The following is a 25,010-nucleotide window of genomic DNA, read 5'->3' as shown; positions in this document are numbered from 1 at the left end:
AGATATGAGAAAGGCTCCGCAGTGAAGATCACCCACGTCCACGAGGGCGTCGTTCCGATCAGCTCCTCGATCCGCAACGCCTGGATCGACTTCAGCTCCATGGACTGCTCGATCGTGGCGATCGAGAGCGACGTCATCCGGGACGGCAGGCCCGTGGTGGGCTACGGCTTCAACTCCAACGGCCGCTACAGCGCCGGCGAGATCCTGCGCCGCCGGATCCTGCCCCGCCTCCTCGACGCCGAGCCCGGCAGCCTGCTCGACGAGCGGGGCGGCCTGGACCACGCCAAGGCGTGGGACGTGATGATGCGCAACGAGAAGCCCGGCGGGCACGGCGAGCGCTCGGTCGCGGTCGGTGTGGTGGACATGGCCCTGTTCGACCTGGCCTCCAAGATCGAGGGCAAGCCGCTGTACCGCTATCTGTCCGAGCGCTACGGCGACGGGCAGCCCGACGACTCCGTCTTCGTCTACGCCGCCGGCGGCTACTACGCCCCCGGCAAGACCCTCACCGACCTGCAGGACGAGATGCGCGGCTTCCTCGACCTGGGCTACGACGTCGTCAAGATGAAGATCGGCGGCGCCGACCTGGCGGAGGACCTGCGCCGTATCGAGGCCGTCGTCGACGTCCTGGACGGCGACGGCTCCCGGCTGGCCGTCGACGTCAACGGCCGCTTCGACCTCCCCACGGCCCTGGAGTACGGGCGGGCCATCGAGCCCTACGGGCTGTTCTGGTACGAGGAGATCGGCGACCCGCTCGACTACCACCTCAACGCCACCGTCGCCGAGCACTACGCCGGCCCCATCGCCACGGGCGAGAACCTCTTCTCCCTCCAGGACGCCCGCAACCTGATCCGCTACGGCGGCCTGCGCCCCGACCGCGACACCATCCAGGTCGACCCCGCGCTCTCCTACGGCCTGGTGGAGTACCTGCGCATCCAGGACATGCTCCGGCAGCACGGCTGGTCGTCCCGGCGCTGCATCCCGCACGGCGGGCACCAGTTCTCCCTGCACATCGCCGCCGCCCTCAAGCTCGGCGGCAACGAGTCCTACCCGGGCGAGTTCCAGCCCACCGGCGGCTTCGCCGACGACGCCGTCGTGGAGAAGAGCCGCGTCGGCCTGACCGACACCCCCGGCATCGGCTTCGAGAGCAAGGCCGCCTTCTACGAGGTGCTGCGCGCCCTGCACAGCTGACCGCCACCCCGCCCACTGCGGACGTGCCCGCCACCAGGGCGGGCGCAACCTGCGCAAGGCGGGCCGGATCGGTGTGAAGGCGATCGGCTACCGAACTCTTGCCCAGTGCTCCACCCTTCGGGGTGGAGGTGTTGGGCATTCTGTCGCTGGCGGTCCGGAGGGCCGCAGATTCATGGCAGGATCACCTTGTCCGACAACGTAGTTGTCGGACCTACCGCCGGACGGGCGGGAAGTCAGGCCTGTGGAGGCCGTGTAAGACCGACCCTCACCGGTCGGCAGTGGCCTGTGAAACAGGAACCCGAGGTGGTACCGCGTAGCGGTACGGACCGGAATCTCCTGCCCTCGGGCAGGGGAGGACGTCAATTCCTGGTGCTGTCCCTGGCATCCATGCTGACCGGGCTGGTCGTCGCCAACATCTTCCAGCCCGGCTCCGGGCTGCACGTCGACCCCTCGTCACTGAACGCCGACGAGGTGCCCAGGACTGCCACCGAGCACGCCACCTTCACCGGCTTCGTCTCCTCCCTCATCTCCGCCTCCCTGCTGGGCGCGATCACCGGGGACGCGATCCTGTCCGCGCTGATGGTCTCGATCGTCTTCGGGGTGGCCCTGAACATGGCCGGCGAGGAAGGGGCACCGCTGACCCGCGGCATCAAGGCGCTGTCGGACGTCGTGTTCCGCATCGTGGGCTGGGTGATGCGGCCCGCGCCCCTGGGCACCTTCGGCGCCCTGGCCACCGTGGTCGCCACCTACGGCGCCGAGAGCCTCAAGCAACTCGGCTACCTCATCGTCCTGTTCACCGCGACCTGCGTCGTCTACGTCCTGGTCGTCCTCGGCGCCATCATGCGGGCCTGCCGCCTGAGCCTGTTCGGCCTCATGCGCTTCCTCAAGGCCGAACTGCTCGTCGCCCTCAGCACCTGTTCCAGCGAGGCCGTCCTGCCCCAGCTGGTACGCAAACTGGAGATCCTCGGCATCGGCCGGCCCGTGGTCGGCATCGTCATCCCCTCCGGGTTCTCCTTCAACCTGGACGGCTCCGCGGTCTACCTCACGATGGCCTCCCTCTTCCTGGCCCAGGCCATGGGCATCGACCTGTCCTGGCAGCAGCAGCTGATCATGGTCGGCGTCATGATGCTCACCAGCAAGGGCACCGCCGGGATCGCGGGCGGCGCGTTCATCGTCCTCGCCAGCACCGTCACCGCGGTCGGCCACATCCCGCTCGCCGCCCTCTCGCTGATCGTCGGCATCGACCGCATCCCCAACGAGGGCCGCGTCTTCATCAACGTCCTCGGCAACGCCGTCGCCACCATCGTGATCGGCGAGTGGGAGAAGGACCTCGACACCGAACAGGCCCGCAAGGTCCTGCACTCCCGCACCGCCACGCCGCCGCGGGGCGAGGTGGAGACCGCCGAGGTCGGCGCGGGTAAGTAGCGGTACCCGTCGAGTGCGGTCACCCCAGCGATGCTCTCCACCAGGCAGGGACCGCCGATCCATGGACAAACCTTCCTCTCCCGCCCCGGCGCGGGCGCTCCTACGGTCGAGGGCGCGGGTGCTCAACGGCCCGCCGTAACGAAGGAGCGAGACCCCCATGAAGATGACCGGTAACACGATCCTGATCACCGGCGGAACCTCGGGCATCGGCCTCGGCCTGGCCCTGCGCCTGCACGAGGCCGGCAACAAGGTGATCGTCGCCGGCCGGCGCAAGGAACTCCTCGACGAGATCACGGCCGAGCACCCGGGCATCGACGCGCTCGTCCTCGACGTCGCGGACCCCGACTCGATCGCCCGGGCCCGTGAGACCGTGGCGGTGAGCCACCCGGGGCTGAACGTCCTGGTCAACAACGCCGGCATCATGCTGCGGGAGAACCTCCTCGACCCGGCCGGGCTCACGGTCGCCGAGGATCACGTCACGGTCAACCTGCTCGGCACGATCCGGATGACGTACGCCTTCCTGCCGCTGCTGATGGGCAAGGACGACGCGGTCGTCATGAACGTCACCTCGTCGCTGGCGTTCGTACCGTTCCCGAGCACCCCGACCTACGCTGCGACCAAGGCCGCGCTGCACTCCTTCTCCGAGAGCCTGCGCATCCAGCTCACCGGCGCTGACGCCGGTGTCCAGGTGATCGAGGTGGTCCCGCCGGGCGTGCGCACGACCCTGTTGGACCAGCTGGACGACGACCGCGCCATGCCGTTGGACGACTTCCTCACCGAGACCCTCGACCTGCTGCGGGAGAAGCCCGAAGCGAAGGAGATTGTCGTCGAGCGCGCGAGGTTCATCCGCGACGCGGTGGCAGACGGCTCCTACGACGACGTCCTCGTCATGATGAGCGGCGGCTGACCGACCTGTCATGCCCGATGCGGAAGGAGACCGCTCATCCATGGATCGGCGGTCTCTGGATAGCCGCGCGCGATGCGGCGAGGATGAGGGCATGGACAAGAAGGAACTGGCGGCATTCCTGCGCCACCGGCGTGAGACGCTGCGCCCTCGCGACGTCGGGCTGGCCGAGGGCTCGCGCAGGCGTACCCAGGGGTTGCGTCGCGAGGAGGTCGCGCAGCTCGCCGGCATGTCCACCGACTACTACGCCCGGCTGGAGCAGCAGCGTGCTCCGCAGCCCTCCGTCCAGATCACCGCGGCTCTCGCCCGGGTGCTGCGGCTGTCCCTGGACGAGCGCGACCATCTCTTCGTGCTCATCGGCCACAACGCCCCGGCCCGCTTCCACCGCTCCGAACATGTCAGCCCGCCGCTGATGCGGGTCCTGGACCGTCTCGACGACACCCCGGCCATGGTGCAGACCGACCTGCTCGACACCCTCGCGATGAACCCCGTGGCCGTCGCGCTGCTCGGCGACCAGACCCGCCACACCGGTCTGGCGCGCAGCGGCTACTACCGCTGGTTCATGGACCCGGCCGAGCGTCTGATGGTTCCCGAGGAGGCCCGCGAACGCCACGGCCGTGCCCAGGCGGCGCGCCTGCGGGCCGCGCTGACAGCCGGCAGCGACATGCCCCGGGCCGCCCGGATCCTCGCCGAACTCCAGGAGCACAGCCCCGAGTTCGTCCGCATGTGGGAACTCCAGGAGGTCGCTCAGAGCTACGAGGACTGCAAGATCATCCTCCATCCCGAACTCGGCCACATCGAGGTCGACGCCCAGATCCTTTACACCGAGAACCGCGCCCAGACCCTGGTCGTGCTGACCACGCGCCCCGGCACGGAGAGCCACAGCAAACTCGAACTGCTCTCCGTCATCGGCCACCAGCAGCTCACCCCCTGACGTCCCGGGCCGGGGACGGCCGGGAGTTCGGCGCCGCTCCGGCCCAGGCGATCCATCCCGTGGCCCGGCCTTCGATTTGACCGGACGCAGCCTCCGTTTTACTCTCGAATGCATACGGAGGCAGCATCCGTTTTGATGCGGCCGCAGGATCAGGCGGGCAGGAGGGCGCATGAGCGCCGGTGAACTGCGGGGACGCAAGCCCCGCGCGGACGTCCAGCGCAATCGCGCCGCCCTCCTGGAGACCGCGCAGCGTCACTTCCTGCAGCACGGGGTCGGCACCTCCCTGGAGGCGGTGGCCAAGGAGGCGGGCGTCGGGCCGGGCACCCTGTACCGGCACTTCCCGACCCGGGAGGCGCTGCTGGCGGCCGTGCTGCAGACGCGCTCCGAGGAGCTGGTGGCCCGGCAGACGGACATCGAGCGGCTCGACGACCCCGCCGAGGCGCTGGAGCAGTGGCTACGGGCGATGGAGGAGTACTTCAGCGCCTTCAGCGGGCTGCCGGACCCGCTCATGGCCGCGGCCCGGGCGCAGGAGCCGGACAACCCGCTCACGATTCCCTGCGACATCCTCATCGCCGCCACCGATCAGTACGTGCGGGCCGCGCAGCTCGCGGGGCGCGTGCGCGCGTCGGTGCGCGGGCAGGACCTGTTCCTCGCGGCCTGTTCCGTCGCCTGGATCAAGGGCACCGGCACCGAGGAGGAGCCGCTCGACCGGCTCCGCACGCTCATCGCGAGCGGCTACCGCGAGCCGGACACCCAGGCGTAGACGCCAGGCGCCCAGGCCCGATCCCCACACCACCGGGTGGCACCCACCCCCGCCCGGCCGTCACCTCGCGCTGCCCTCAGGGGCAGTGCGACCGTCCGAAGGACAATTCATGAAAATTACTGTCATAGGCGCCGGTGCCATCGGCGGGAACCTCGCCGTCAAGCTCAGCGCGGCCGGTCACGACGTCCAGGTGGCCGACGCCCGCGGCCCCGAGGCCGTCCGGGCGGAGGTGCTGGAGTCCGGGGCCCGCGCGGCGGAGCTCGCCGACGCCGTCCAGGACCGGGACGTCATCGTCCTGGCCATCCCCTTCGGGGTGGTGGGGAAGCTGGCGGACCTGTTCGCGTCGGTCCCCGCCGAGACGGTGGTCATCGACACCTCGAACTACTACCCCGGCATGCTCAGCGAGCCGATCGAGGCGGTGGACAACGGCCAGGTCGAGAGCGTGTGGAACGCCGAGCAGCTGGGGCGCCCCGTGGTCAAGGCGTGGAACGCCGCCCTGGCCGAAACCCAGCGGACCCGGGGCCTGCCGGCCGGGACCCCGGGCCGTATCGCCATCCCGGTCGCCGGCGACTTCGAGGAGGCGCGGCGGGTGGCCATGCGGCTCGTGGACGACACCGGCTTCGACGCCTACGACGCCGGCCCCCTGGCCGACTCCTGGCGCCAGCAGCCGAACAGCCCCGCCTACTGCACCGAGCTGACCCTCGACGAGCTGCCGGCGGCCCTGGCCGCGGCCGACCGCGCCAAGGACGCCCGCATCCGCGACAGCGTGCCGGACCGCTTCGCCACCCTCCCGGCCGACGCCACCCTGGCGGACGTCGTGGAGATGAACCGCGCCGCCCACCGCTGAGCCCCCGACGCGCCCCTCGTTCACGCGACGGCACGAGGGAGGCAGCGCCGGCCCGCCACGAACACACCATGGAGAGGAACAGCCTTGCCCGGCACCGCATCACCCTTCACCGACATCGCCCGCTCCCGGCGCTCTCCCCGTCGGTTCCTGCCCGCCGCCCTGTCCCCCTCGGACATCCGCGGCGTGCTGGAAGACGCCCAGACCGCCCCCTCGAACAGCAACACCCAGCCGTGGACGGTGCACGTCGTCTCGGGTGCGGCGCGGGACGCCCTGGGCAAGGAGCTGCTCCGGGCCGAGGAGGAGGGACGGACCTCCCCGGACTTCACCGATGGCTACGGCGACGGCATCTACCTGGAGCGGTCGCGGGCCCTGGGCGCGCGTGTCTACCGGTCCCTGGGCGTCGAGCGCTCGGACCGGGACGGCAGGAGGGCGGCGGTCCGCGAGAACCTGGAGTTCTACGGCGCTCCCCACGCCGCCTTCCTGTTCATGCCGGCGCTCGGCGACGGGGTGCGGACGGCCGGCGACATCGGCATGTACGCGCAGAACTTCCTGCTCTCGCTGGCGGCCCGGGGGCTGGCCGGCATCCCGCAGACCATCCTCGGCGTCTACGCCGACACCGTCCGCGAGTTCCTGGACGTCCCCGCGGAGCTCAAGCTGCTGTTCGGCATCTCCTTCGGCATGGCCGACCCGGCGGCACCGGTGAACTCGCTCCGCACGGAGCGGGTTCCGCTGCAGCGGAGCGTGGTCCTGCACGACACCCCGGGAGTCCTGAAGCAACCGTGACATGACCACCACTCGAGAGGTCCGGCTCAGGCCAGGGACTCGTAGTACGCCTTCTGCGCCGGGTAGTAGTCGTCGAAGTCGGGTCGGGGCGTTCCCGTGCGGGCGGCGGTGAGCATGTCCAGGTAGTACTCCCAGCCGGGGCCGGTCGCGCCGAGGGGGTCCGTGGAGGTGAGGTGGTGGATCAGCCGGAGCTCGGTGGTGCCCGCTGTCTCGGCCAGCAGCAGCTCCAGTGACCAGGAGCCGGCTTCGTCCTCCATCGAGACGGCGAGACGGCGCGGCGGCTCACAGGCTTCGATCCGCATCGGGCACCAGGGCGCCGACTCCTCGAACGCCATCTGCACCTCGATGGTGCGGTCCGGTCCCGCCTCGCCGCGCCAGGCGCCGAACCAGCGGGCGGTGCGTTCGGGTTCGGTGACGCTCGCCCAGACGTCGTCGGCGGAGGCGCGGTAGGTACGGGTGAGGATGAGGTCGTATCCGGACGGCGTGGTGACGAGTCGCCCGGTCGGTTCAAGGGTCATGCCGTGTCCTCCCTGGGGTGGGGCGCGGTGTGCGACGTGCTGTCGGGCGCGGCCCGTTCGCGGTCCCTGCGGGTGCGGTGGACCTCGGTCTCCAGCGCCGCGAGACGCTGCGTCCAACCGGGCTGCCGGGTGTCGAACAGGGCGAGCCACGCGGTGAGCCGGCCCAGCCGGTCCTGCGTGAGCGAGTACCGGCGGTGGCGTCCGATCTGCTCGTCCCGGGCCAGACCGGCTTCGCGCAGCACCCGCAGATGGCGGCTCACCGCGGGCCGGCTGATGGGGAACCGGGCCGCGATCTCCCCCGCGGTCAGCGGGGCGTGGCGCAGCATGAGCAGGATCTCCCGGCGCACCGGATCGGCGATCGCCTCGGCCACCTCGCTGAGCTCGTCCACGCCAGAAGCGTAACCCATCGGTTACGCGTTGACCCGGGCTTCAGGGGAAGCGCCCGCGTGAGCGATGCGAGTCGGGGCATCCGTATCCGCACAGCCGGTGGGGAAGCGCGAGGAGGAGCGGAGAGCGCATGGCCTATGCCCTGGATCCCGAACTGGCCCCCTGGGCCGAGCTGCTTCCCGCGATGCCCTTTCATGACGTGGCCGAGGCCCGGGCGCTGGAGTCACGGATTCTCGACGCGATGCCCGAGCGGGAGACGCCGGTGCCCGTGGAGGTGAGGCGGTCGACGGTGGCCGGTCCGGAGGGAGCGGGTCGGGTGCCGGTGTGGATCTACACCCCGCGGGGCGGCGACGGGCCCCGGGCGGCGTTGGTGTATCTGCACGGAGGCGGGTTCTGTCTGGGCGGTGTGGAGCTGTCCCACGGTGGGTGTGCCGTGTTCGCCGCGGAGACGGGGGCCGTCGTCGTGTCCGTGGAGTACCGGCTGGCGCCCGAGCATCCGTTTCCGGCCGGGCTGGAGGACGGCCACGCCGCCTTCGTGTGGACCGTGGAACACGCCGCCGAGCTGGGGGTCGACGCGGCGCGGGTCGGGGTGGGCGGGGACAGTGCCGGGGGTGGGCTCGCGGCGGCGTTGTCGCTGGTGGCGCGCGACCGGGGTGGTCCGGCGCCCTGTTTCCAGTACCTGGGGATTCCGGCACTGGACGACCGGCTCGGGACGCCGTCGATGCGTGCGTTCACCGATACGCCGGGGCTGCGGCGGGGCGATGTCGAGGTTATCTGGGACCACTACCTCGGCGGGCCCGGGGTGCGGGGCGGTGAGGACGTCTCCCGCTATGCCGCGCCCGCGCGGGCCGAGGATCTCGCCGGGCTGCCGCCCGCCTACGTGGCCGTCTGCGAGTTCGACCCGCTGCGCGACGAGGGGCTGGACTACGCCCACCGCCTCGTCCGGGCCGGCGTACCGACCGAACTCCACCTGTTTCCCGGCACGTTCCACGCCTCCACGCTCGTCCAGGACGCGGAGATCAGCCGACGCATGACCACTGAGGCGATCGGTGCGATGCGACGCGGACTGCGTACCGGGAGCGGGCGGTGAGGTGCCGAGGGTGATTCGGGCTGGGGACGGGCGCCGGCCTGCGGTCCTCTCTCGCCGCGCACGACAGCGCCCGGGCCGGCCCCTGCGGGCCGACCCGGGCGTGGTGTCGCTCAGGCCGTGACCGGGTCTCAGACCAGGTCGTACCGGTCGAGGTCCATGACCTTCGCCCAGGCGGCGACGAAGTCCGTCACGAACTTCTCCTTGGCGTCGTCGCTCGCGTAGACCTCGGCGAGCGCGCGCAGCTCGGAGTTCGAGCCGAAGACCAGGTCGGCACGGGTGCCGGCCCACTTCAGCTCGCCCGTGGCGGCGTCGCGGCCCTCGAACGTGGTCTGGTCCTCCGACGTCGACTTCCACGTCGTACCCAGGTCGAGCAGGTTGACGAAGAAGTCGTTGGTCAGGACACCGGGCGTCGAGGTGAAGACGCCGAGCTGCGACTGCTGGTGGTTCGCGCCCAGGACCCGCAGACCGCCGACCAGGGCCGTCATCTCGGGAGCGCTCAGGCTCAGCAGGTTGGCCTTGTCGAGCAGCAGGTACTCGGCCGGCAGGCGGTTGCCCTTGCCCTGGTAGTTGCGGAACCCGTCGGCGGTCGGCTCCAGCGCGGCGAACGACTCGACGTCCGTGTGCTCCTCGGTCGCGTCGACGCGGCCCGGGGTGAAGGGCACCTGGACCTCGAAGCCGGCCTCCTTGGCGGCCTGCTCCACCGCGGCGGTACCGCCGAGGACGATCAGGTCGGCGAGGGAGACCTTCTTGGCGCCGGAGTTGAACTCCCGCTGGACGCCTTCCAGGGTGCGCAGCACCGTGGCGAGCTGGTCGGGGTCGTTGGCCTCCCAGCCGCGCTGCGGCTCCAGGCGGATACGGGCGCCGTTGGCGCCGCCGCGCTTGTCGCTGGCGCGGAAGGTGGACGCCGACGCCCACGCGGTGGAGACCAGCTGCGAGACGGTCAGACCCGACTCCAGGAGCTTGGCCTTGAGGGCCGCGATGTCACCGGCGTCGATGACCTCGCCCTCGGCCCGCGGCAGCGGGTCCTGCCACAGCAGGGTCTCCTCCGGGACCTCCGGGCCGAGGTACAGCGACTTCGGGCCCATGTCACGGTGGGTCAGCTTGAACCAGGCGCGGGCGAAGGCGTCCGCGAACTGGTCCGGGTTCTCGTAGAAGCGGCGCGAGATCTCGCCGTAGATCGGGTCGAAGCGCAGCGACAGGTCGGTCGTGAGCATCGTGGGGAGCTGCTTCTTCGACGCGTCGTGCGCGTCCGGGATGATCGCCTCGGCGTTCTTCGCCACCCACTGCTTGGCGCCGGCCGGGGACTCGGTCAGCTCCCACTCGTACTCGAACAGGTTCTTGAAGAACCCGTTGCTCCACTGGGTCGGCGTGCTGGTCCAGGTGACCTCCAGGCCGGAGGTGATGGTGTCGCCGCCCTTGCCGGTGCCGTAGGTGGACTTCCAGCCCAGGCCCTGCTCCTCCAGCGAGGCGGCCTCGGGGTCGTTGCCCACGTGGTCGGCCGGGCCGGCGCCGTGGGTCTTGCCGAAGGTGTGGCCACCGGCGATGAGGGCGACGGTCTCCTCGTCGTTCATCGCCATGCGCCGGAACGTCTCACGGATGTCGCGGGCCGCGGCCAGCGGGTCCGGGTTGCCGTTCGGGCCCTCGGGGTTGACGTAGATCAGACCCATCTGGACCGCGCCGAGCGGGCTCTCCAGCTCACGGTCGCCGGTGTAGCGCTGGTCGTCCAGCCAGGTGGTCTCGGGGCCCCAGTAGACGTCCTCCTCGGCCTCCCAGACGTCGGCGCGGCCGCCGCCGAAGCCGAAGGTCTCGAAGCCCATCTGCTCCAGGGCGACGTTACCGGTGAGGATCATGAGGTCGGCCCAGGAGATGGACTGGCCGTACTTCTTCTTGACCGGCCACAGCAGACGGCGGGCCTTGTCCAGGTTGGCGTTGTCGGGCCAGCTGTTCAGCGGCGCGAAGCGCTGCTGGCCGGCACCGGCGCCGCCGCGGCCGTCGCTGATGCGGTAGGTGCCGGCGCTGTGCCAGGCCATCCGGATCATCAGCGGGCCGTAGTTGCCGAAGTCGGCCGGCCACCAGTCCTGCGAGGTGGTCAGCACCTCGGCGATGTCGCGTTTGACGGCGGCGAGGTCGAGGGACTTGAACGCCTCGGCGTAGTCGAACTCCTCACCGAGCGGGTTCGCCACGGCGGGGTTCTTGGCGAGGATCTTCAGGTTGAGCCGCTCCGGCCACCACTGGCGGTTGCCGCCACCCTGGGTCGGGTGTGCGGCGCGCCCGTGCGCGACGGGGCAGCCACCGGCCTCCTCCGGCTTCTGGTCTGTGACGACGGCGTCGTGGTTGTCAGACATGGGAGTCCTTCCGTACCAGGTGGATCACGTGCTCAAAAACTGCGGGCGGGGGAACAGTCGGGGCACAGGCCCCAGTAGATGACCTCGGCCTCGTCGACGGCGAAGCCGCGGTCGTCGGCGGCGGTGAGACAGGGGGCGTGACCGACCGCGCAGTCGACGTCCACGACGACACCGCACGACCGGCACACCAGGTGGTGGTGGTTGTCACCGACGCGTCCCTCGAACCGGGCCGGGCTGCCGGGCGGTTCGAGACGGCGTACGAGTCCCACGTCGGTCAGTGCGTGGAGGGCCTCGTACACGGCTTGGAGCGATATGTGGCCCACCCGGTCGCGCACACCGGCGGCGATCGCCTCGACACCGAGGTGGTCACCGGCCCGGACGGTCTCGAGCAGAGCGACGCGGGCGGCCGTCACCCGCAGGCCGGCACCGCGCAGCTCATCAGCGCTGGTCGGGGGCTGGGGTGAAGTCATGGCGCCCAACCTACCCTCATAAACACGAATGATTCAAGAAAACGAACGCTCCAAGTCTGCTGTGTCGCGGAGAGGCCCTCGCCGATCGTCCGCGGGGCCGGTGAAGCCGGGGTGAAAGGGCGGTGACCTGGCGGTGTTCGGTACGGGGGAGGGGGCCGGTGCCCGCGCGGGCACCGGCCCCCTCCCGTCCGTCCGTCAGTTCTTGCCGAGGAGCTTGTTCATCTCGGTGATCTCGGCGGTCTGCGCGGCGACGATGTCGTCGGCCATGGCCGTGGCGGGGCCGTAGCGGCCCGACTTCTTCTCGGTCTCGGCCATGTCCACGGCGCCCTCGTGGTGCTCGATCATCATCGTCAGGAACATGGCGTCGAAGTCCTTGCCGGACGCCTTCTTCAGGTCGGCCATGTCCTCGTCGGTCATCATTCCGGGCATCCCGGAGTGGCCGCCGGAGTGGTCCATGCCGGGCATGGAGCCGGCCGGGACCTCCTCGCCCCAGGACGTCAGCCAGCCGCTCATGGTCCTGATCTCCGGGTCCTGGGCCTTCTCGATCCGTGCGGCGAGGTCCTTGACCTGCGCGGACCCGGCCCGGTCGGCGGCGAGCCCCGCCATCTCCAGGGCCTGGCGGTGGTGCGGGATCATGCCCTGCGCGAAGGACACGTCCTGGGCGTTGTGGGCGCCTTCGGAGGCCGCGGTGCTCGCCGACGGCGACGAGGAGGACGAGGGGGACGAGGAGGAGTCGTGCCCTGCCCCGTGGGAGTTGCCGCCGTCGTCGTTGCCGCAGGCGGCGAGGAGGAGGGCGGCGGTGACGGACACGGCGGCCAGGGTGACGCGGCGGGGTGCGGTCCCGGGGAGGGTGTTGCGGGTCTTGCGCATGGGGGAACTCCTGCTGTGCGAGATCGGTGAAAGACGGTGACCGGATGGATCCGGGCGTGCCGAGGGGCACCGCGTCGCCGGTGTGCGGGGCGCGGTGCGGCGTGGTCTCTAGATCCGCAGGAGTTGGAGTTCCGCCAGGGACGGTGGGGCGCGGGCGCCGTCCGGGGCTGTGCCCGGGCGCGTGCGTACGGCGTCGGCGTCCACGAGGGTGGTCACCGCGTCGGCGACGAGGACGGGCAGTGCGGGGCCGCCGCTCACCGTGCTCGCCTTGCAGGTCGGATCGGCGTGGTGGAGACCGCCGCCGCCCTCCCCGTGACAGCCGGCCTGGACGGTGCTGACACCGACCGTCCGGTGCTCCGGCCCGTGCTCGTGTCCGGTTCCGGCGCCCGTCGGAGCCAGGCCGTGCATACCCAGCAGCCCGGCCAGCAGTCCGAGCACGAGCAGCGCCCGCCACCGCCCGAGGGGCGGGGGCGCGCCGGGTCGCTGTGCGCGGGCTGTCACGCGGCACAGCTTACGGAAACGGAGCCGCCGCCACCGGCAGGGGGTCGAAGAGCCAGGTGGGGGCGGGGTGTTGGGCCGGTACGTCGTACGGTGTCTTCCGTGCTCCTCGGTACGGTCGGCCAGCCGTACCGCGCCACCCTCGAACAAGGAGGCCGTGTCCCATGCGGCACTTCGGCCCGGACGTCCTCACTGTCGCCGACGAGCTCACCGACGCCTACGTCGAGATCTTCACCGCGCCGCCCTGGGAGCCTCGGGACGCGGAGGAGACCCGGAAGGAGTTCCGTGAGCGGCTGGAGAGAGATGTCCGCCGCCCCGGGTTCCGGGCCCTGGTGGCCCGGTCCGCCGACGGTGGGGTGGACGGGTTCGTCACCGGCTGGATCACCCAGGCCCCGTTCCGTACCGACCGTGCCTACCCGAAGGTCACCGCGGCGCTCGGGGCGGACCGGGTCGACCGGTTGCTGGTCGGGGCCTTCGAGATCGATGAACTGGGCGTACGGGAGCGGGTCCGCGGCACCGGTCTCGGCCGCCGGCTGCTGTCCGGCCTCACCGCCGCGGCTCCCGGCGGCCGGGCCTGGCTGATGACCTGGGACCAGGCGCACGACACCCTCGCGTTCTACCGCCACCAAGGCTGGCGGGAACCGGAGCTCCTGCCGGGCGCGGACACGGACGTCGTGGTGTTTCTCTCCCCGGCCTGAAAGCGTTCCGCGCTTCGCCCTCCACGGACCGGACCACCCGTTGCGTCGAGCGGCCGCTCGGGCGGTTGGCGTGGCCGTCGGCTGGTGTGCGGCCGGGCGTGACCGCGGCCTGTCGTCGAGGGGCGCCGTCGTGGTCACCGCTCGGACGGCCCTCCACTCGGCGCTCTCCCTCGTGCGGCGGACGACGCCGGACCCGGAGTCCGGCGGGCCCGCGCGAGAAGTCCACGTTCCGGCTGCCGCGTGCCCGCGCAGGCCGGCCGGGCCGCGGCGGCGGCCGGTGCTCGCCCGCCCGCCACCTTGCAGCGCCCGCACACCGGGCCCCCGGCGGGTGGGGAGCGGCCCCCTCCGTGCGCCGAGGGCGCCCAGGGCGTCGGGAGTGTCGAATCAGCCCTCGGATCAGCCGCGCAGCCGTCGCAGCACCCCCGCCGCCGCCCTCACCGTCGCCAGCCCCGCGAGGCCGGTTCCGGTCAGGGTGAGGGCCTTGGTCGGGCCGGTGGGCGGGGTGGGGCGGGCGCCGGGGGCGACGCCGTAGGCGCTGCGGGGGACGGTGTGGGGACGTGGCCCGCCGGGCCCGTCGGCATCCGGCAGGGCCGATGCCAGCAGTTCCGCGACGTGCACGCCCTCGTGGCCGCCGCTGTCCAGCTCGTGGATCTGGGTGCGGCAGCTGAAGCCGTCGGCGAGGACCACGGTCTCGGGGGGTTCGGCGCGCAGGCGGGGCAGGAGGACGCGTTCCGCGCACGCCGTGCTGACGTCGAGGTGGCCGGGTTCGAAGCCGAAGTCGCCGGCGAGGCCGCAGCAGCCGGAGTCCAGCCGCTCGACGTCGACGCCGGCGCGACGGAGCAGTCGTTCGTCGGCCGTCCAGTCCAGGACCGCGTGCTGATGGCAGTGCACCTGGGCCACCGCCCGCGCGGAGCGGTCCGGTACGTGCGGGGGTTCGTAGCCGGGGGAGTGCTCGGTCAGGAGCTCGGCCAGGGTCACCGTCTGGTCGCGCAGCCGCCGCACGTCCCGGTCGCCGGGGAACAGCTCGGGGGCGTCGGCCCGGAAGACGGCCGTACAGCTGGGCTCCAGGCCGACCACCAGGCCGCCCGCCCGGACGTGTGCGGCGAGATGCCGCACCGTCCGCGTCAACACCCGCTCGGCGACGCCGAGTTGCCCCGTGGAGATCCAGGTCAACCCGCAGCACAGCGGCTCCTCGGGGAGGACGACCCGCCAGCCCGCGTGCTCCATGAGCGTCACGGCCGCCTGTCCGACGTGCGGATGGAAGTGGTTGGTGAAGGTGTCCGGCCACAGCAGGACGGTCCCGCGCGCCCCGTCGCCGTACGGCTCGTGCCGCGCGAACCACCGCTGGAGCGTCTCCCCGGCGAACAGCGGCACCTCACGGTCCTCGACGCCCGCCACCGCCACGGCCGCCCTCGACAGCGGAGGCGTGTGCGTGAGCGCGTTGACGACCGGTCCGAGCCGGGCACGCCCGACGGCCTGGGCGAGGACGGGCAGCCACCCCATCGAGAGGTGGGCGCGGGGCCGGCGCCACCACCGGCCCTCGTAGTGGTGGGACAGGAACTCCGCCTTGTAGGTCGCCATGTCGACATCGGCCGGGCAGTCCTTCTTGCACCCCTTGCAGGCCAGACACAGGTCGAGCGCGTCCCGTACCGCCTCCGACCGCCAGCCGTCGCGGATGGCGCTGTCCCCGTGCCCGTCGAGCATCTCGAACAGCAGCCGGGCCCGCCCGCGCGTGGAGTGTTCCTCCTCCCGGGTCACCTGGTAGGAGGGACACATCACCGCGCCGCCCTCGGTGGTGTGCTGTCGGCACTTGCCCACGCCGACACACCGGTTGGCGGCCTCGGCGAACGACCCGCCGTCGTGCGGGAAGCGGAAGTGCAAGTCGCGCGGATCGTACGGGGCCCAGTCACCGCCGAGGCGGAGGTTCTCGTCGAGGCCGTACGGCGCCACGACCTTGCCCGGATTCATCCGGTTCAGCGGGTCGAAGACGGCCTTGAGCCGCCCGAAGGCCTCCACCAGCCGCTCCCCGAACATGCGCGGCAGCAGCTCGCCCCGGCTCTGACCGTCCCCGTGCTCGCCGGAGAAGGAGCCGCCGAACTCGGCGACCAGGTCGGCCGCCCGCTCCATGAACCGCCGGTAGGCGGCGACCCCGTCGGCGGAGTACAGGTCGAAGGGGATCCGGGTGTGCACACAGCCCTGCCCGAAGTGGCCGTAGAGGCTCGGCCCGGTGTCGCTCTGGTGGCCGAACTCCTCGTACAGGCCCCGCAGTCGGCGCAGGTACTCGCCGAGCCGGTCGGGCGGCACCGCCGAGTCCTCCCAGCCCTCGAAGGTGTCGGGACGGCCCGGGATGTGCGCGGTGGCGCCGAGGCCGGCCTCACGGACCTGCCACAACTCCTGTTCGTGGACCGGGTCATCGAGGAAGGCCACCTCCGGGTTGTGCTCGGACTCGTGCAGGGCGTCGAGCATCCGGTGCGCCCGCTCGTCGGCCTCCTCGATCGTGGCCGCGCCGAACTGGACCATCAAGTAGGCCTGTCCTTCGGGGAGTTCGGCGAGCGCCTTGGGGTTGAGGTGCTTGATCCGCTCGTCGCGGACCAGCAGGGAGTCGACACCCTCCAGTGCGATCGGCTCGTACGGCAGGACGGCCGGGACCGCGTCGGCGGCCGTCGCGATGTCCGGGAAGCCCAGCACCACCAGGGTGCGTTCGGGCAGTACCGGCACCAGTTCCAGCTCGGCCCGCACCACGGTGACCAGCGTGGACTCGCTGCCGACCAGCAGGCCGGCCAGGTCGAAGCCGTGCTCGGGCAGCAGCGAGTCGAGGTTGTAGCCGGAGACCCGGCGCGGGATGTCCGGGAAGCGGCGGCGGACCTCGTCGGCGTAGCTGTCGCGCAGGGCGCGCAGTTGCCGGTACACCGACGCCCTGAGGTCGCCCTGCCGTTCGATCTCGGCGTACTCCTCGTCGTCGGTCTCGCCGCACCAGAAGCGGGTGCCGTCGTAGAGCATCACCTCCAGGCGGGCGATGTTGTCGACGACCTTGCCGTGTGCCTGGGCGGTGGCCCCGCAGGAGTTGTTGCCGATCATGCCGCCGATCGTGCAGTTGGCGTGGGTGGCGGGCTCGGGGCCGTAGCGCAGCCCGGTCGGCGCCAGCTGCCGGTTGAGGTCGTCCAGCACGATGCCGGGCTGGACGACACAGGTGCGGGCCTCGACGTCGACGGACTCCAGCCGGTCGCAGTACTTGGAGAAGTCGATCACCACGGCCGTGTTGGTGCACTGCCCGGCCAGGCTGGTCCCGCCGCCCCGCGACAGTACGGGTACGTCGTGCTCGCGGGCCACGGCGACCGCCTCCGCGGCGGCCTCGGGGCTGCGGGGCACGACCACCCCGATCGGTGTCTGCCGGAAGTTCGAGGCGTCCGTCGAGTACGCGGCCCGGCTGCCGGCGTCGAAGCGGACCTCGCCGTCCACGCGCTCGCGCAGCGCGCTCTCCAGGGAGGCGGTGTCCGGCGGCGGCGCGCTGTCCGGGTGGAGGACGACGGGAGCGGGCAGATCCGAGATGCCCATGAACCCCTCCTACGGTGGTCGGCGCGGACCCGGCCCGAGTACCCGGAGCCGCGCCGGCAACCACCGGGGGCTACTCGGCCACGGACCTCGCGGGCTCCCCGGCCCCCGCCGGCTCCCCGGACTCCTCGACGACCGTGGACATCAGCGCGCGCATCGCCGCGCACTGGGCCGGGCCCATGAACCGCACGAGCTCCTGTTTCACCGTCGAGGCGAAGAACTCGGAGTGCTCCTTCAGCAGCTGCCGGGCCTTGTCCGTCAGGGTGACCTCCACGCCCCGCTTGTCTCCGCACACCGACTGGCGGCTGATGAGACCGGCGTGCTGGAGGCAGGCGATCTGGTAGGTCAGCCGGGTCTTGGGGCGGCCGAGCAGCTCCGCGATCCGTGTCATGCGCAGACCGGTGTCGGGCTGCCCGGCCAGCAGGCACAGGATCAGGAACTCGTCGTGGGAGACGCCCAGCCGCTCCTTGACGACCGAGTGCAGCTCCTGCTCCACGGCGTGCGTCGAGGCCAGCATCAGCATCCAGGCGTGCAGCTCGGCCGGCAGGAGTCCGTCAGCGGACGTGGCGGGACATGCGGGGTGGTCGGCCATGGATTCAAGTCTACCTGTTGTCCAAATTTGAAGAATCGGCTAGCTTGAGGGGCGCACGGGGTCATCCAAATTTGTACTACAGGAGTGAAGATCATGACCGTCGCCGTTGAGACCGGAACCTGGCAGCTCGACCGCACCGCCTCCACCGTCGCCCTGCGCCACAAGACGATGTGGGGCCTGGTCACCGTGAAGGGCGCCTTCTCCACCTTCGACGGACAGGGCGAGGTGCGGTCCGACGGGTCCGCCGTCGGCACCCTGACCCTCGACGTCGCCTCCCTGGACACCAAGAACGCCAAGCGCGACACCCACCTGCGCGGCGCCGACTTCTTCGACGCCGACCACCACCCGCAGATCACCTTCGCGGTCCGCAGCGCCGAGCCCCGCGACGGCGACGACGTGTACGTCATAGGCCAGCTGACCGTGCGCGGCATCAGCCGGCCCCAGACCTTCACCGCCCACGTACGTGAATCGGACGCCGACTCCGTCACCCTCGACGCCGAGTTCTCGGTGGACCGGGATCACTTCGGCATGGGCTGGAACCAGCTCGGCATGATCCGCGGCCTGACCACGGTCTCCACCACCCTCCGCTTCACGCGGTCGGCAGCGTGATCCAGGCGCTCGACAGGGTCTGCGGCGAGGGCGTGAACACGCGCAGCCGGATCCGCTGACCCGGACGCGGCAGCGCGTACGTCCCCTGCGGGGGCCTGAGTTCGTACGTCGCCGTGCTGTGTCCGGGCAGCGTGGCCGGGCCCCGCAGCACCTCGAAGTAGGGGTACATGCCCTGGCCCCGGGTGAGCGTGAAGTGCGGGGTGAGGGCGTCGTCGCCGGTGTTGGTGACCCAGAGGGTCAGCCGGGACAGGGTGTGCTCCCCGGCCCGCACCGAGGTGAGCCGGGTGTGCAGGGGAGGCGAACCGGTGGCCGCCAGCACGGCGCACACCAGCGCCGGGGCCAGCAGCAGAGCCGCCGCGGCGATCCGCGCCGGACGCCGGTGCGGACCCGAGAGCGCGCGGGGACGCGGCTGCCAGGCGCCGGTGAACTCCGACGCGGGCGTGGTGACCGCCGCCGCCAGCCACAGCGGCGTCATCATCAGGTAGTAGCCGTCCTGGGAACGCGTCGCCAGATAGAAGGCCAGCCACGGCAGCACGGTCGCCGCGGGACCCAGCCGCCGTACGAAGAGCACGAACACCGCCAGCAGCCCGGCCAGCAGCAGCACGCTCGCGTGGGAGTACCAGTCCAGCCGGTCACTGCCGTTCGTCAGGTACAGCGAGACGTCCACCAGGCCCTGCCCGTGCAGCACCGCCCCCTGTGTCAGTGGCAGCGCGATCCCCTTCAGCCAGGATTCCGGCTCGCTCACGATGAAGTACGTGTTGATCAGCAGCCATACCGTGACGGCGGTCCCGGTGATCCGCAGCACCACCAGGGCCGCCGCCCGCGCGCCCAGTTCCCCGCGCCGCACGGCGTAGACGCCGGCCAGCAGGAACGGCGCCAGGAACCACGGCAGTTGCTGCGCCGCGCAGGCCGCGCCCAGACACGCCGCCTGCGCGATCCCCGCCCCGCCGAGCCGTCCGCCCCGCCCGATCCGCGGCCAGCGCACCACCACCGGCACCATCAGGGCCAGCGCCAGGATCGCCGGGTAGCCGAGTCGGCCGTACGTGGGCAGGAAGCCGAAGCCCAGGCAGACCATGGTCGCCGCCGACCGCCACGGCGTGGGCAGCAGCCGCCACAGCAGCACCGCCCCGACGACCAGCGCGCCGGTGGCCACCACCGTCGCCGGGGCGCCGCCGTGGCCCAGCCACAACAGGGGCGCGGTCAGCAGCGGGGCCAGCGGGGGATAGCCGTAGGTGTAGTCGTAGCCGCCCGTCACGGTCGGGGTGAGGGCGACGCTCCGCCCGAACAGCCAGGGCCACGGATGGTTGTAGACGGGGTGCCCGGCGACCAGTTCCCGGGCGGCCTGGGTGGTGAGGGCCGCCTCGTCGGAACCGCCGTGGTTCAGGGCCCAGGTGCACAGCACCAGCGTCACCGCGGTCACCAGGACGCACAGGTCCACGCGCGCGAGCGACCTCTCCCGGCGCACCACCAGCGCCAGCACCCCGCACGTCAGGACGGAGACGTAGCACAGGGAGATCAGCCCGGCCAGGAGCGGCCGGTGGCTCGCCGCCTGGGTCCACACCGTCCGGGTGCCGATGAAGAGGCTGATGTCGGCCAGCAGGGTCAGGACGCGGTGCCACTGCGCGGGAGGTTCCGGGGCGGCGGGCACCGCCGGCAGGGTGCGTCGGCCGGGTGCCGACAGCTGTGTATCTGTCACGAGCACGGCACCGGACGCTATGCGGGCCCGGTGAGCGGCGCGGCGGCGGAGGTGAAGATTCCGGTGTGAGGCCGGTAAGAACCGGTCGTAACGTAACAAAAACCCCGCGGAATCGTCTCCAGCAGACGTCCCTCACGTATCGCTAGTAGACGTCCCTGACGTAGCGCTTCGCCGCCGCCAGCTGCTTCAGCCAGGCCGACGCCTCGGTCTCGTCCAGCCCGCCGTGGGTGACCGCGATGTCCCTCAGGGCCCGGTCCACGTCCTTCGCCATACGGGAGGCGTCGCCGCAGACGTAGAAGTGGGCGCCGTCCTGGAGCCGGCGCCACAACTCCGGCCCGTGCTCGCGCATCCGGTCCTGCACATACACCTTGTTGCGCTGGTCGCGGGAGAACGCGGTGTCGAGCCGGTCCAGGGTGCCCTCGTCGAGCAGCGCGCTCAGCTCGTCCTCGTAGTAGAAGTCGGTGGCCCGGTGCTGCTCCCCGAAGAACAGCCAGTTCGGCGCCGGGTGGCCGAGCGCGCGCCGCTCCTGGAGGAAGCCGACGAAGGGCGCGACCCCGGTACCGGGACCGACCATCACCATCGGCGTCGAGGCGTCCGCGGGCGGCCGGAAGTGCGGCGAGCGCTGCACGAAGACCGGGACCTCGGTGCCCGGTACGGCGTCGGCGAGGAACGGCGAGCAGACACCGCCGCGGGGACGGCCGTGGAGGTTCTCGTAGCGCACCACGGACACCGTGAGCGAGATCAGGTGCGGGTCGACCAGCGGGCTGGACGATATGGAGTACAGGCGCGGCTGGAGCTTCCTGAGGACGGCCGTCCAGTCCTCGGCGCCCGCCCGCACCGGATGCTCGGCGAGCACGTCCACCGCCTGCCGTCCCCAGCTCCACTTCGCGAGCCCGTCCTTGTTGTCGGGCCGCAGCAGCCTGCGCAACTCCCGGTCGTCCGGGACCCGTTCGGCGACGAAGCGCAGCAGGTCCGGCGTGATCCGCGTGATGTCGAGATGCCGGTGCAGCGCCTCGTGGAAGGAGACCTCGCCAACTCCCTCCACCGATACGGCCGTAGACCCCTCCACCCCGGTCACCGCGAGCCATTCCTCCACCAGGGAGGGCGAGTTGACCGGCCGCACACCGAGCGCGTCCCCCGTCTCGTACGTCAGGCCGGTGCCGCTGGTGTCGAAGGTGAACCGCCTGACCTCCTTGTCCGCGCCGGGCCCGCTGAGCAGCCGGTTGCCGACCAGACGGGCGGTGGCGGGGGCGGGCCTGGCGGACCGGGCGGGTTTCGGGGCGGTCCCGGTCCCGGTGCGGGGGGCGGTGTTCGGGGCGGTCTCCGTCCCGGTGCCGGGAGCGGTCTCCGGCCGCGTGCCCGGGGCGGCCGGCGGCTGTGTGTCCAGTGCCGTGAGCACCTGGTCCAGCCAGGCCCCGGCCTCGGTCTCGTAGTCGGGTTCGCAGTCCGTGCGCGGCGCGAGCCGCACCGCGCCCAGCTCGTCAAGGCGTGCGTCGAGCCGGCGCCCGTGCCCGCAGAAGTCGTCGTAGGAGGAGTCGCCGAAGGCCAGGACGGCGTACCGGACGCCGTCCAGACGGGGTGCCCGGTGGGTGGCGAGCGCGTCCCAGAACCCGCTGCCGTTGTCCGGGGCGTCCCCGTCGCCGAACGTGCTGGTGATCAGCAGCAGATCGGCGCCGGCGGGCAGCGTGCCCGGGTCGGTGTCGTCCATGCCGGCCAGCGTGGTCCGGTGCCCGCCCGAGGACAGCCGGTCGGCGACCGCACCGGCGAACTCCTCGGCGTTCCCGGTCTGCGAGGCCCACAGGACGACGACCTCACGGCCCTGCTGTCCCCGGGGTTCGGCCGCCGTCCGCGAGTACATGCCGGCGAGGACGCCGTTCACCCACATCGCGTGCTCGGGGCTGAAGGGCGCGTCCGGCGGCAGCACGGGGACACCGGGAGTGCCGGAGTCGAGGCCGGCGAGGAAGCCGGTGAGGTAGAGACGCTCCTGAGCCGTCAGGACGGGCGGCGGGGCCGGGTCGAGCCCGAAGGGGTTCGGCCCCGGTGTGACCGAGGTCGGGACGATGACCTCCGTCGCCGGGGAGACAGGCTCCGCGACCCTCGTCAGCGACACCGCGCACACCTTGAACTCCGGCTGGAACGAGATCGGGTCGACCGCGTCGTTCGTCACCGCGTTGACGCTCAGATACTCACCGAACAGGTCGTTCCAGTGGAACGGCGCGAAACAGGCCCCCGGCCGCACCCGGTCGGTCACCACAGCCGGCAGCACCGCCCGCCCGCGCCGCGAGGCGACCTCGACCCGGTCGCCGTCCGCGACGCCCAGCTCCCGCGCGTCCTCGGGATGCACCTCCACGAACGGTCCGGGGTTCAGCTTGTTGAGCTTGGCCACCTTCCCGGTCTTCGTCAGCGTGTGCCACTGGTGCTGCACCCGCCCGGTGTTCAGGACGAACGGGTAGTCGTCGTCCGGCATCTCCGCGGCCGGCAGATGCGGCCGCGCGTGGAACACGGCCCGCCCGCTCGCCGTCGGAAAGCGCAGTCCGCCCTCCTGGGCCAGATACCGGATCGGATTGCGCTCCGGCCCGTCCTCCGCGGCGGACGGCCACTGCACGGGCGTCGACCGCAGCCGCTCGTAGCTCACCCCGCGCAGGTCCCAGCCGGTGACGGGGTTGTGGAAGCGGCGGATCTCCTCGAAGACGTCCTCGGCACTGTCGTAGGAGAACCCCTTCTCGTAGCCCATCTCCCGGGCCACGGCCGCGATCAGCCGCCAGTCCGCCATCGCCTCGCCGGGCGGGTCCGACACGGCGGCGGTCAGGGTGAGGTCGCGCTCGCTGTTGACGAAGACGCCCTCGGCCTCGGTCCACATCGCGCCGGGCAGGACGACATCGGCGTACGCGTTGGTCTCGGTGTCCCCGTACACGTCCTGGGTGACGACGAACTCGGCGGCCTCCAGGCCCTCGATGACGGTACGGCGGCCCGCGACCGAGGCGACCGGGTTGGTGCAGATGATCCAGCAGGCCCTGATCTCCCCGTCGGCCATCTTCCGGAACATCTCGACCGTGCCCTTGCCGACGCCGTCCGCGCGCAGCGTGCCCGGCGGCAGCTCCCAGACCTCCTCGGCGAAGGCCCGTTCCTCGTCCACCAGCACCGAGCGCTGGCCGGGGAGGCCCGGTCCCATGTAGCCCATCTCCCGGCCGCCCATCGCGTTCGGCTGGCCGGTGAGGGAGAAGGGGCCGCTGCCCGGACGGCAGATCGCGCCGGTGGCGAGGTGCAGGTTGACCAGGGCGTTGGTGTTCCAGGTGCCGTGCGTGGACTGGTTGAGCCCCATGGTCCAGCAGCTCATCCACTCACCGGCCGCGCCGATCAGCCGCGCCGCCTCCCTGAGGTCCTCCTCGGCGATCCCGGTGATCTCCGCGACCGTGGCCGGCGGGTAGTCGGCGAGGAAATCCTCCATCGCCTCCCAGCCCTCGGTGTACGCGGCGACGAACTCGGGGTCGGTGTGCCCGTTCTCCACGAGCAGGTGCAGCAGCCCGTTGAGGAGAGCGAGGTCGGTACCCGGCCTGACCTGGAGGAACAGATCCGCCTTGGCGGCCGTGGCGGTGCGCCGCGGGTCGACGACGATCAGCTTGGCCCCTGCCTTGACCCGCTCCATCATCCGCAGATAGAGGATCGGATGGCAGTCGGCCATGTTCGAGCCGATGACGAGGAAGACATCCGCGTGGTCGAAGTCCTCGTACGATCCCGGCGGCCCGTCGGCCCCCAGCGACAGCTTGTAGCCCGCGCCCGCGCTCGCCATGCACAGCCGGGAGTTCGACTCGATCTGGTTCGTCCGCACGAAGCCCTTGGCCAGCTTGTTGGCCAGGTACTGCGCCTCCAGGCTCATCTGCCCGGACACGTAGAAGGCGACCGCGTCGGGACCGTGCTCGTCGATGATCGTCCGCAGCCGTCGCGCGGTCTCGGCGATCGCGTCGGACACGGGCGTGGGCACCGGCTCCTCGGCCCGGTCCTCCCGCACCAGCGCGGTGCTCAGCCGACCGGGCGCGGCGAGCATCTCGGCCGTCGTCGCCCCCTTGGTGCACAGCCGTCCCGCGTTCGCCGGATGCGCCTTGTCCCCGGACGCCTTCAGCACCGTGCGCCGGCCGTCCGGCCCCATGCCGACGTCCAGGACGATGCCGCAGCCCACCCCGCAGTACGAGCAGACCGTCCGTATCTGCTGGGTCCGCTGCGCGTGGGGGGTCGTCGTCATGCCCTCGACGGTACGAATTGCCCGTTACGCCGATGTGACATGGCTCGATCTTGAGGAGTTACGCGCACCACACACCCGTCCCGTGGCCGGTGTGAGGCGTGGCGCGGTCGCGGAGCGTGTCGCGTTCGGCCGAACGGGTGACCATGCGTAAGAATTGCCCGATGCAGACAGCAGTGCGAGCAGGGGACGGAGCATGCCGGTGAACAGCCACGATGTCACCGACGAACAGTGGGAGGGGCTCGCCCAGGTCGTGCCGCTGAGGGGCCGGGACGCCTGGCCGTCCGCGGTGGACCACCGGTCCCTGCCGGAGGCCGTGACCGAGGCGCGGCGCCGGTTCGTCGTCCTTCGGATCAGTGTCTTCGCCGACGCCCGCGACGTCGCCGAGACGCTGATGGCGGGCATACCCGTCCTGCTCGACCTGACCGGCGCGGAGACCGAGGTCGCCAAGCGCGTCCTGGACTTCAGCACGGGCGTCGTCTTCGGCCTCGCGAGCGGAATGCACCGCGTCGACCGGAACGTGTTCCTTCTCACGCCGGCCGGCACGGAGGTGACGGGGCTGATGGAGGGGGCGGGGATGCCGGGGGTGTGAGGGTGCTGTCCA

At 71.6% G+C, this 25,010-nt stretch carries 21 protein-coding genes; 11 read left to right on the top strand and 10 right to left on the bottom strand.

What is annotated here, in order from left to right; all coding sequences use genetic code 11:
* Nucleotides 1-21: 21 nt before the first annotated feature.
* From K4B79_RS48375 to K4B79_RS33310, 7 genes are all read left to right on the top strand, one after another.
* The gene (locus tag K4B79_RS48375) at nt 22-1,188 is read left to right on the top strand and encodes a mandelate racemase/muconate lactonizing enzyme family protein (RefSeq protein WP_308280560.1); all 1,167 of its coding nucleotides are present in this window, start codon (nt 22-24) and stop codon (nt 1,186-1,188) included.
* A 369-nt stretch (nt 1,189-1,557) separates the two neighbouring features.
* Nucleotides 1,558-2,613: a cation:dicarboxylate symporter family transporter gene (locus K4B79_RS33335; protein WP_232031050.1), complete on the top strand. Its 1,056-nt coding sequence runs from the start codon at nt 1,558-1,560 to the stop codon at nt 2,611-2,613.
* Nucleotides 2,614-2,770: 157 nt separating this feature from the next.
* Nucleotides 2,771-3,520: an SDR family oxidoreductase gene (locus tag K4B79_RS33330; RefSeq protein WP_232031049.1), complete on the top strand. Its 750-nt coding sequence runs from the start codon at nt 2,771-2,773 to the stop codon at nt 3,518-3,520.
* A gap of 91 nt (nt 3,521-3,611) precedes the next feature.
* Nucleotides 3,612-4,451 (top strand): helix-turn-helix transcriptional regulator, encoded by an 840-nt coding sequence (locus tag K4B79_RS33325; protein ID WP_232031048.1) that lies wholly within the window; start codon nt 3,612-3,614, stop codon nt 4,449-4,451.
* 169 nt (nt 4,452-4,620) lie between these two features.
* Nucleotides 4,621-5,214 (top strand): TetR/AcrR family transcriptional regulator, encoded by a 594-nt coding sequence (locus K4B79_RS33320; RefSeq protein ID WP_232031047.1) that lies wholly within the window; start codon nt 4,621-4,623, stop codon nt 5,212-5,214.
* Between the two features lie 109 nt (nt 5,215-5,323).
* Nucleotides 5,324-6,061, top strand: coding sequence for an NADPH-dependent F420 reductase (locus tag K4B79_RS33315; RefSeq protein ID WP_232031046.1), 738 nt, complete (start codon nt 5,324-5,326; stop codon nt 6,059-6,061).
* A gap of 84 nt (nt 6,062-6,145) precedes the next feature.
* On the top strand, nt 6,146-6,844 hold the full coding sequence (locus tag K4B79_RS33310; RefSeq protein ID WP_232031045.1) for a nitroreductase: 699 nt from the start codon (nt 6,146-6,148) through the stop codon (nt 6,842-6,844).
* Between the two features lie 26 nt (nt 6,845-6,870).
* Here K4B79_RS33310 and K4B79_RS33305 read toward each other — a convergent pair whose 3' ends face one another.
* Nucleotides 6,871-7,362 (bottom strand): SRPBCC family protein, encoded by a 492-nt coding sequence (locus K4B79_RS33305; RefSeq protein WP_232031044.1) that lies wholly within the window; start codon nt 7,360-7,362, stop codon nt 6,871-6,873.
* A complete protein-coding gene (locus K4B79_RS33300) occupies nt 7,359-7,751 on the bottom strand; it encodes an ArsR/SmtB family transcription factor (protein ID WP_232031043.1) in 393 nt (130 codons plus the stop codon). The genes K4B79_RS33305 and K4B79_RS33300 overlap by 4 nt, the downstream gene beginning before the upstream one ends.
* Before the next feature lie 128 nt (nt 7,752-7,879).
* Here K4B79_RS33300 and K4B79_RS33295 point away from each other — a divergent pair, with 128 nt between their 5' ends.
* Complete coding sequence (locus tag K4B79_RS33295) at nt 7,880-8,839, top strand: alpha/beta hydrolase (RefSeq protein WP_232031042.1); 960 nt, start codon at nt 7,880-7,882, stop codon at nt 8,837-8,839.
* Nucleotides 8,840-8,967: 128 nt separating this feature from the next.
* On the opposite strand, the gene katG is transcribed toward K4B79_RS33295, so the two are convergent.
* The 4 genes from katG to K4B79_RS33275 form a co-directional block, all read right to left on the bottom strand.
* The gene (gene katG, locus K4B79_RS33290; RefSeq protein WP_232031041.1) at nt 8,968-11,184 is read right to left on the bottom strand and encodes a catalase/peroxidase HPI; all 2,217 of its coding nucleotides are present in this window, start codon (nt 11,182-11,184) and stop codon (nt 8,968-8,970) included.
* 32 nt (nt 11,185-11,216) lie between these two features.
* On the bottom strand, nt 11,217-11,654 hold the full coding sequence (locus K4B79_RS33285) for a Fur family transcriptional regulator (RefSeq protein ID WP_232031040.1): 438 nt from the start codon (nt 11,652-11,654) through the stop codon (nt 11,217-11,219).
* Between the two features lie 195 nt (nt 11,655-11,849).
* Nucleotides 11,850-12,524 carry a DUF305 domain-containing protein gene (locus K4B79_RS33280; protein WP_232031039.1) on the bottom strand — a complete coding sequence of 225 codons (675 nt, stop codon included), beginning with the start codon at nt 12,522-12,524 and terminating at the stop codon, nt 11,850-11,852.
* Between the two features lie 108 nt (nt 12,525-12,632).
* Nucleotides 12,633-13,025, bottom strand: a complete 393-nt coding sequence (locus tag K4B79_RS33275; protein ID WP_232031038.1) for a DUF6153 family protein — start codon at nt 13,023-13,025, stop codon at nt 12,633-12,635.
* Between the two features lie 161 nt (nt 13,026-13,186).
* Between K4B79_RS33275 and K4B79_RS33270 the strand changes: the two genes are divergently transcribed.
* Complete coding sequence (locus K4B79_RS33270) at nt 13,187-13,720, top strand: GNAT family N-acetyltransferase (RefSeq protein WP_232031037.1); 534 nt, start codon at nt 13,187-13,189, stop codon at nt 13,718-13,720.
* Between the two features lie 396 nt (nt 13,721-14,116).
* On the opposite strand, the gene K4B79_RS33265 is transcribed toward K4B79_RS33270, so the two are convergent.
* Both K4B79_RS33265 and K4B79_RS33260 read right to left on the bottom strand, forming a co-directional pair.
* The gene (locus tag K4B79_RS33265; protein WP_232031036.1) at nt 14,117-17,275 is read right to left on the bottom strand and encodes an FAD-binding and (Fe-S)-binding domain-containing protein; all 3,159 of its coding nucleotides are present in this window, start codon (nt 17,273-17,275) and stop codon (nt 14,117-14,119) included.
* Nucleotides 17,276-17,345: 70 nt separating this feature from the next.
* Nucleotides 17,346-17,864, bottom strand: a complete 519-nt coding sequence (locus K4B79_RS33260) for a MarR family winged helix-turn-helix transcriptional regulator (RefSeq protein WP_232031035.1) — start codon at nt 17,862-17,864, stop codon at nt 17,346-17,348.
* Nucleotides 17,865-17,957: 93 nt separating this feature from the next.
* Between K4B79_RS33260 and K4B79_RS33255 the strand changes: the two genes are divergently transcribed.
* A complete protein-coding gene (locus K4B79_RS33255; RefSeq protein ID WP_232031034.1) occupies nt 17,958-18,473 on the top strand; it encodes a YceI family protein in 516 nt (171 codons plus the stop codon).
* Here K4B79_RS33255 and K4B79_RS33250 read toward each other — a convergent pair.
* Both K4B79_RS33250 and K4B79_RS33245 read right to left on the bottom strand, forming a co-directional pair.
* The gene (locus tag K4B79_RS33250; RefSeq protein WP_374208536.1) at nt 18,454-20,175 is read right to left on the bottom strand and encodes a hypothetical protein; all 1,722 of its coding nucleotides are present in this window, start codon (nt 20,173-20,175) and stop codon (nt 18,454-18,456) included. The genes K4B79_RS33255 and K4B79_RS33250 overlap by 20 nt on opposite strands.
* Nucleotides 20,176-20,311: 136 nt before the next feature.
* Nucleotides 20,312-24,409, bottom strand: coding sequence for a bifunctional nitrate reductase/sulfite reductase flavoprotein subunit alpha (locus K4B79_RS33245; RefSeq protein ID WP_232031033.1), 4,098 nt, complete (start codon nt 24,407-24,409; stop codon nt 20,312-20,314).
* Between the two features lie 193 nt (nt 24,410-24,602).
* Here K4B79_RS33245 and K4B79_RS33240 point away from each other — a divergent pair, with 193 nt between their 5' ends.
* Nucleotides 24,603-24,998, top strand: coding sequence for a cell division protein SepF (locus tag K4B79_RS33240; protein WP_232031032.1), 396 nt, complete (start codon nt 24,603-24,605; stop codon nt 24,996-24,998).
* Nucleotides 24,999-25,010: the final 12 nt, after the last annotated feature.

This window comes from Streptomyces lincolnensis (assembly GCF_021173675.1).
Taxonomy (GTDB): Bacteria; Actinomycetota; Actinomycetes; order Streptomycetales; family Streptomycetaceae; genus Streptomyces; species Streptomyces lincolnensis_B.
This window is presented reverse-complemented; position numbering and strand designations above follow the sequence as displayed.

What these genes read in the sequence shown, in the direction of transcription:
- K4B79_RS33245 (WP_232031033.1), bottom strand. Translation starts at nt 24,409, where the DNA reads ATGACGACGACCCCCCACGCGCAGCGGACCCAGCAGATACGGACGGTC.
- K4B79_RS33320 (WP_232031047.1), top strand. Translation starts at nt 4,621, where the DNA reads ATGAGCGCCGGTGAACTGCGGGGACGCAAGCCCCGCGCGGACGTCCAG.
- K4B79_RS33270 (WP_232031037.1), top strand. Translation starts at nt 13,187, where the DNA reads ATGCGGCACTTCGGCCCGGACGTCCTCACTGTCGCCGACGAGCTCACC.
- K4B79_RS33285 (WP_232031040.1), bottom strand. Translation starts at nt 11,654, where the DNA reads ATGACTTCACCCCAGCCCCCGACCAGCGCTGATGAGCTGCGCGGTGCC.
- K4B79_RS33295 (WP_232031042.1), top strand. Translation starts at nt 7,880, where the DNA reads ATGGCCTATGCCCTGGATCCCGAACTGGCCCCCTGGGCCGAGCTGCTT.
- K4B79_RS33240 (WP_232031032.1), top strand. Translation starts at nt 24,603, where the DNA reads ATGCCGGTGAACAGCCACGATGTCACCGACGAACAGTGGGAGGGGCTC.
- K4B79_RS33265 (WP_232031036.1), bottom strand. Translation starts at nt 17,275, where the DNA reads ATGGGCATCTCGGATCTGCCCGCTCCCGTCGTCCTCCACCCGGACAGC.
- K4B79_RS33280 (WP_232031039.1), bottom strand. Translation starts at nt 12,524, where the DNA reads ATGCGCAAGACCCGCAACACCCTCCCCGGGACCGCACCCCGCCGCGTC.
- K4B79_RS33315 (WP_232031046.1), top strand. Translation starts at nt 5,324, where the DNA reads ATGAAAATTACTGTCATAGGCGCCGGTGCCATCGGCGGGAACCTCGCC.
- K4B79_RS33260 (WP_232031035.1), bottom strand. Translation starts at nt 17,864, where the DNA reads ATGGCCGACCACCCCGCATGTCCCGCCACGTCCGCTGACGGACTCCTG.
- katG (WP_232031041.1), bottom strand. Translation starts at nt 11,184, where the DNA reads ATGTCTGACAACCACGACGCCGTCGTCACAGACCAGAAGCCGGAGGAG.
- K4B79_RS33330 (WP_232031049.1), top strand. Translation starts at nt 2,771, where the DNA reads ATGAAGATGACCGGTAACACGATCCTGATCACCGGCGGAACCTCGGGC.
- K4B79_RS33255 (WP_232031034.1), top strand. Translation starts at nt 17,958, where the DNA reads ATGACCGTCGCCGTTGAGACCGGAACCTGGCAGCTCGACCGCACCGCC.
- K4B79_RS33305 (WP_232031044.1), bottom strand. Translation starts at nt 7,362, where the DNA reads ATGACCCTTGAACCGACCGGGCGACTCGTCACCACGCCGTCCGGATAC.
- K4B79_RS33325 (WP_232031048.1), top strand. Translation starts at nt 3,612, where the DNA reads ATGGACAAGAAGGAACTGGCGGCATTCCTGCGCCACCGGCGTGAGACG.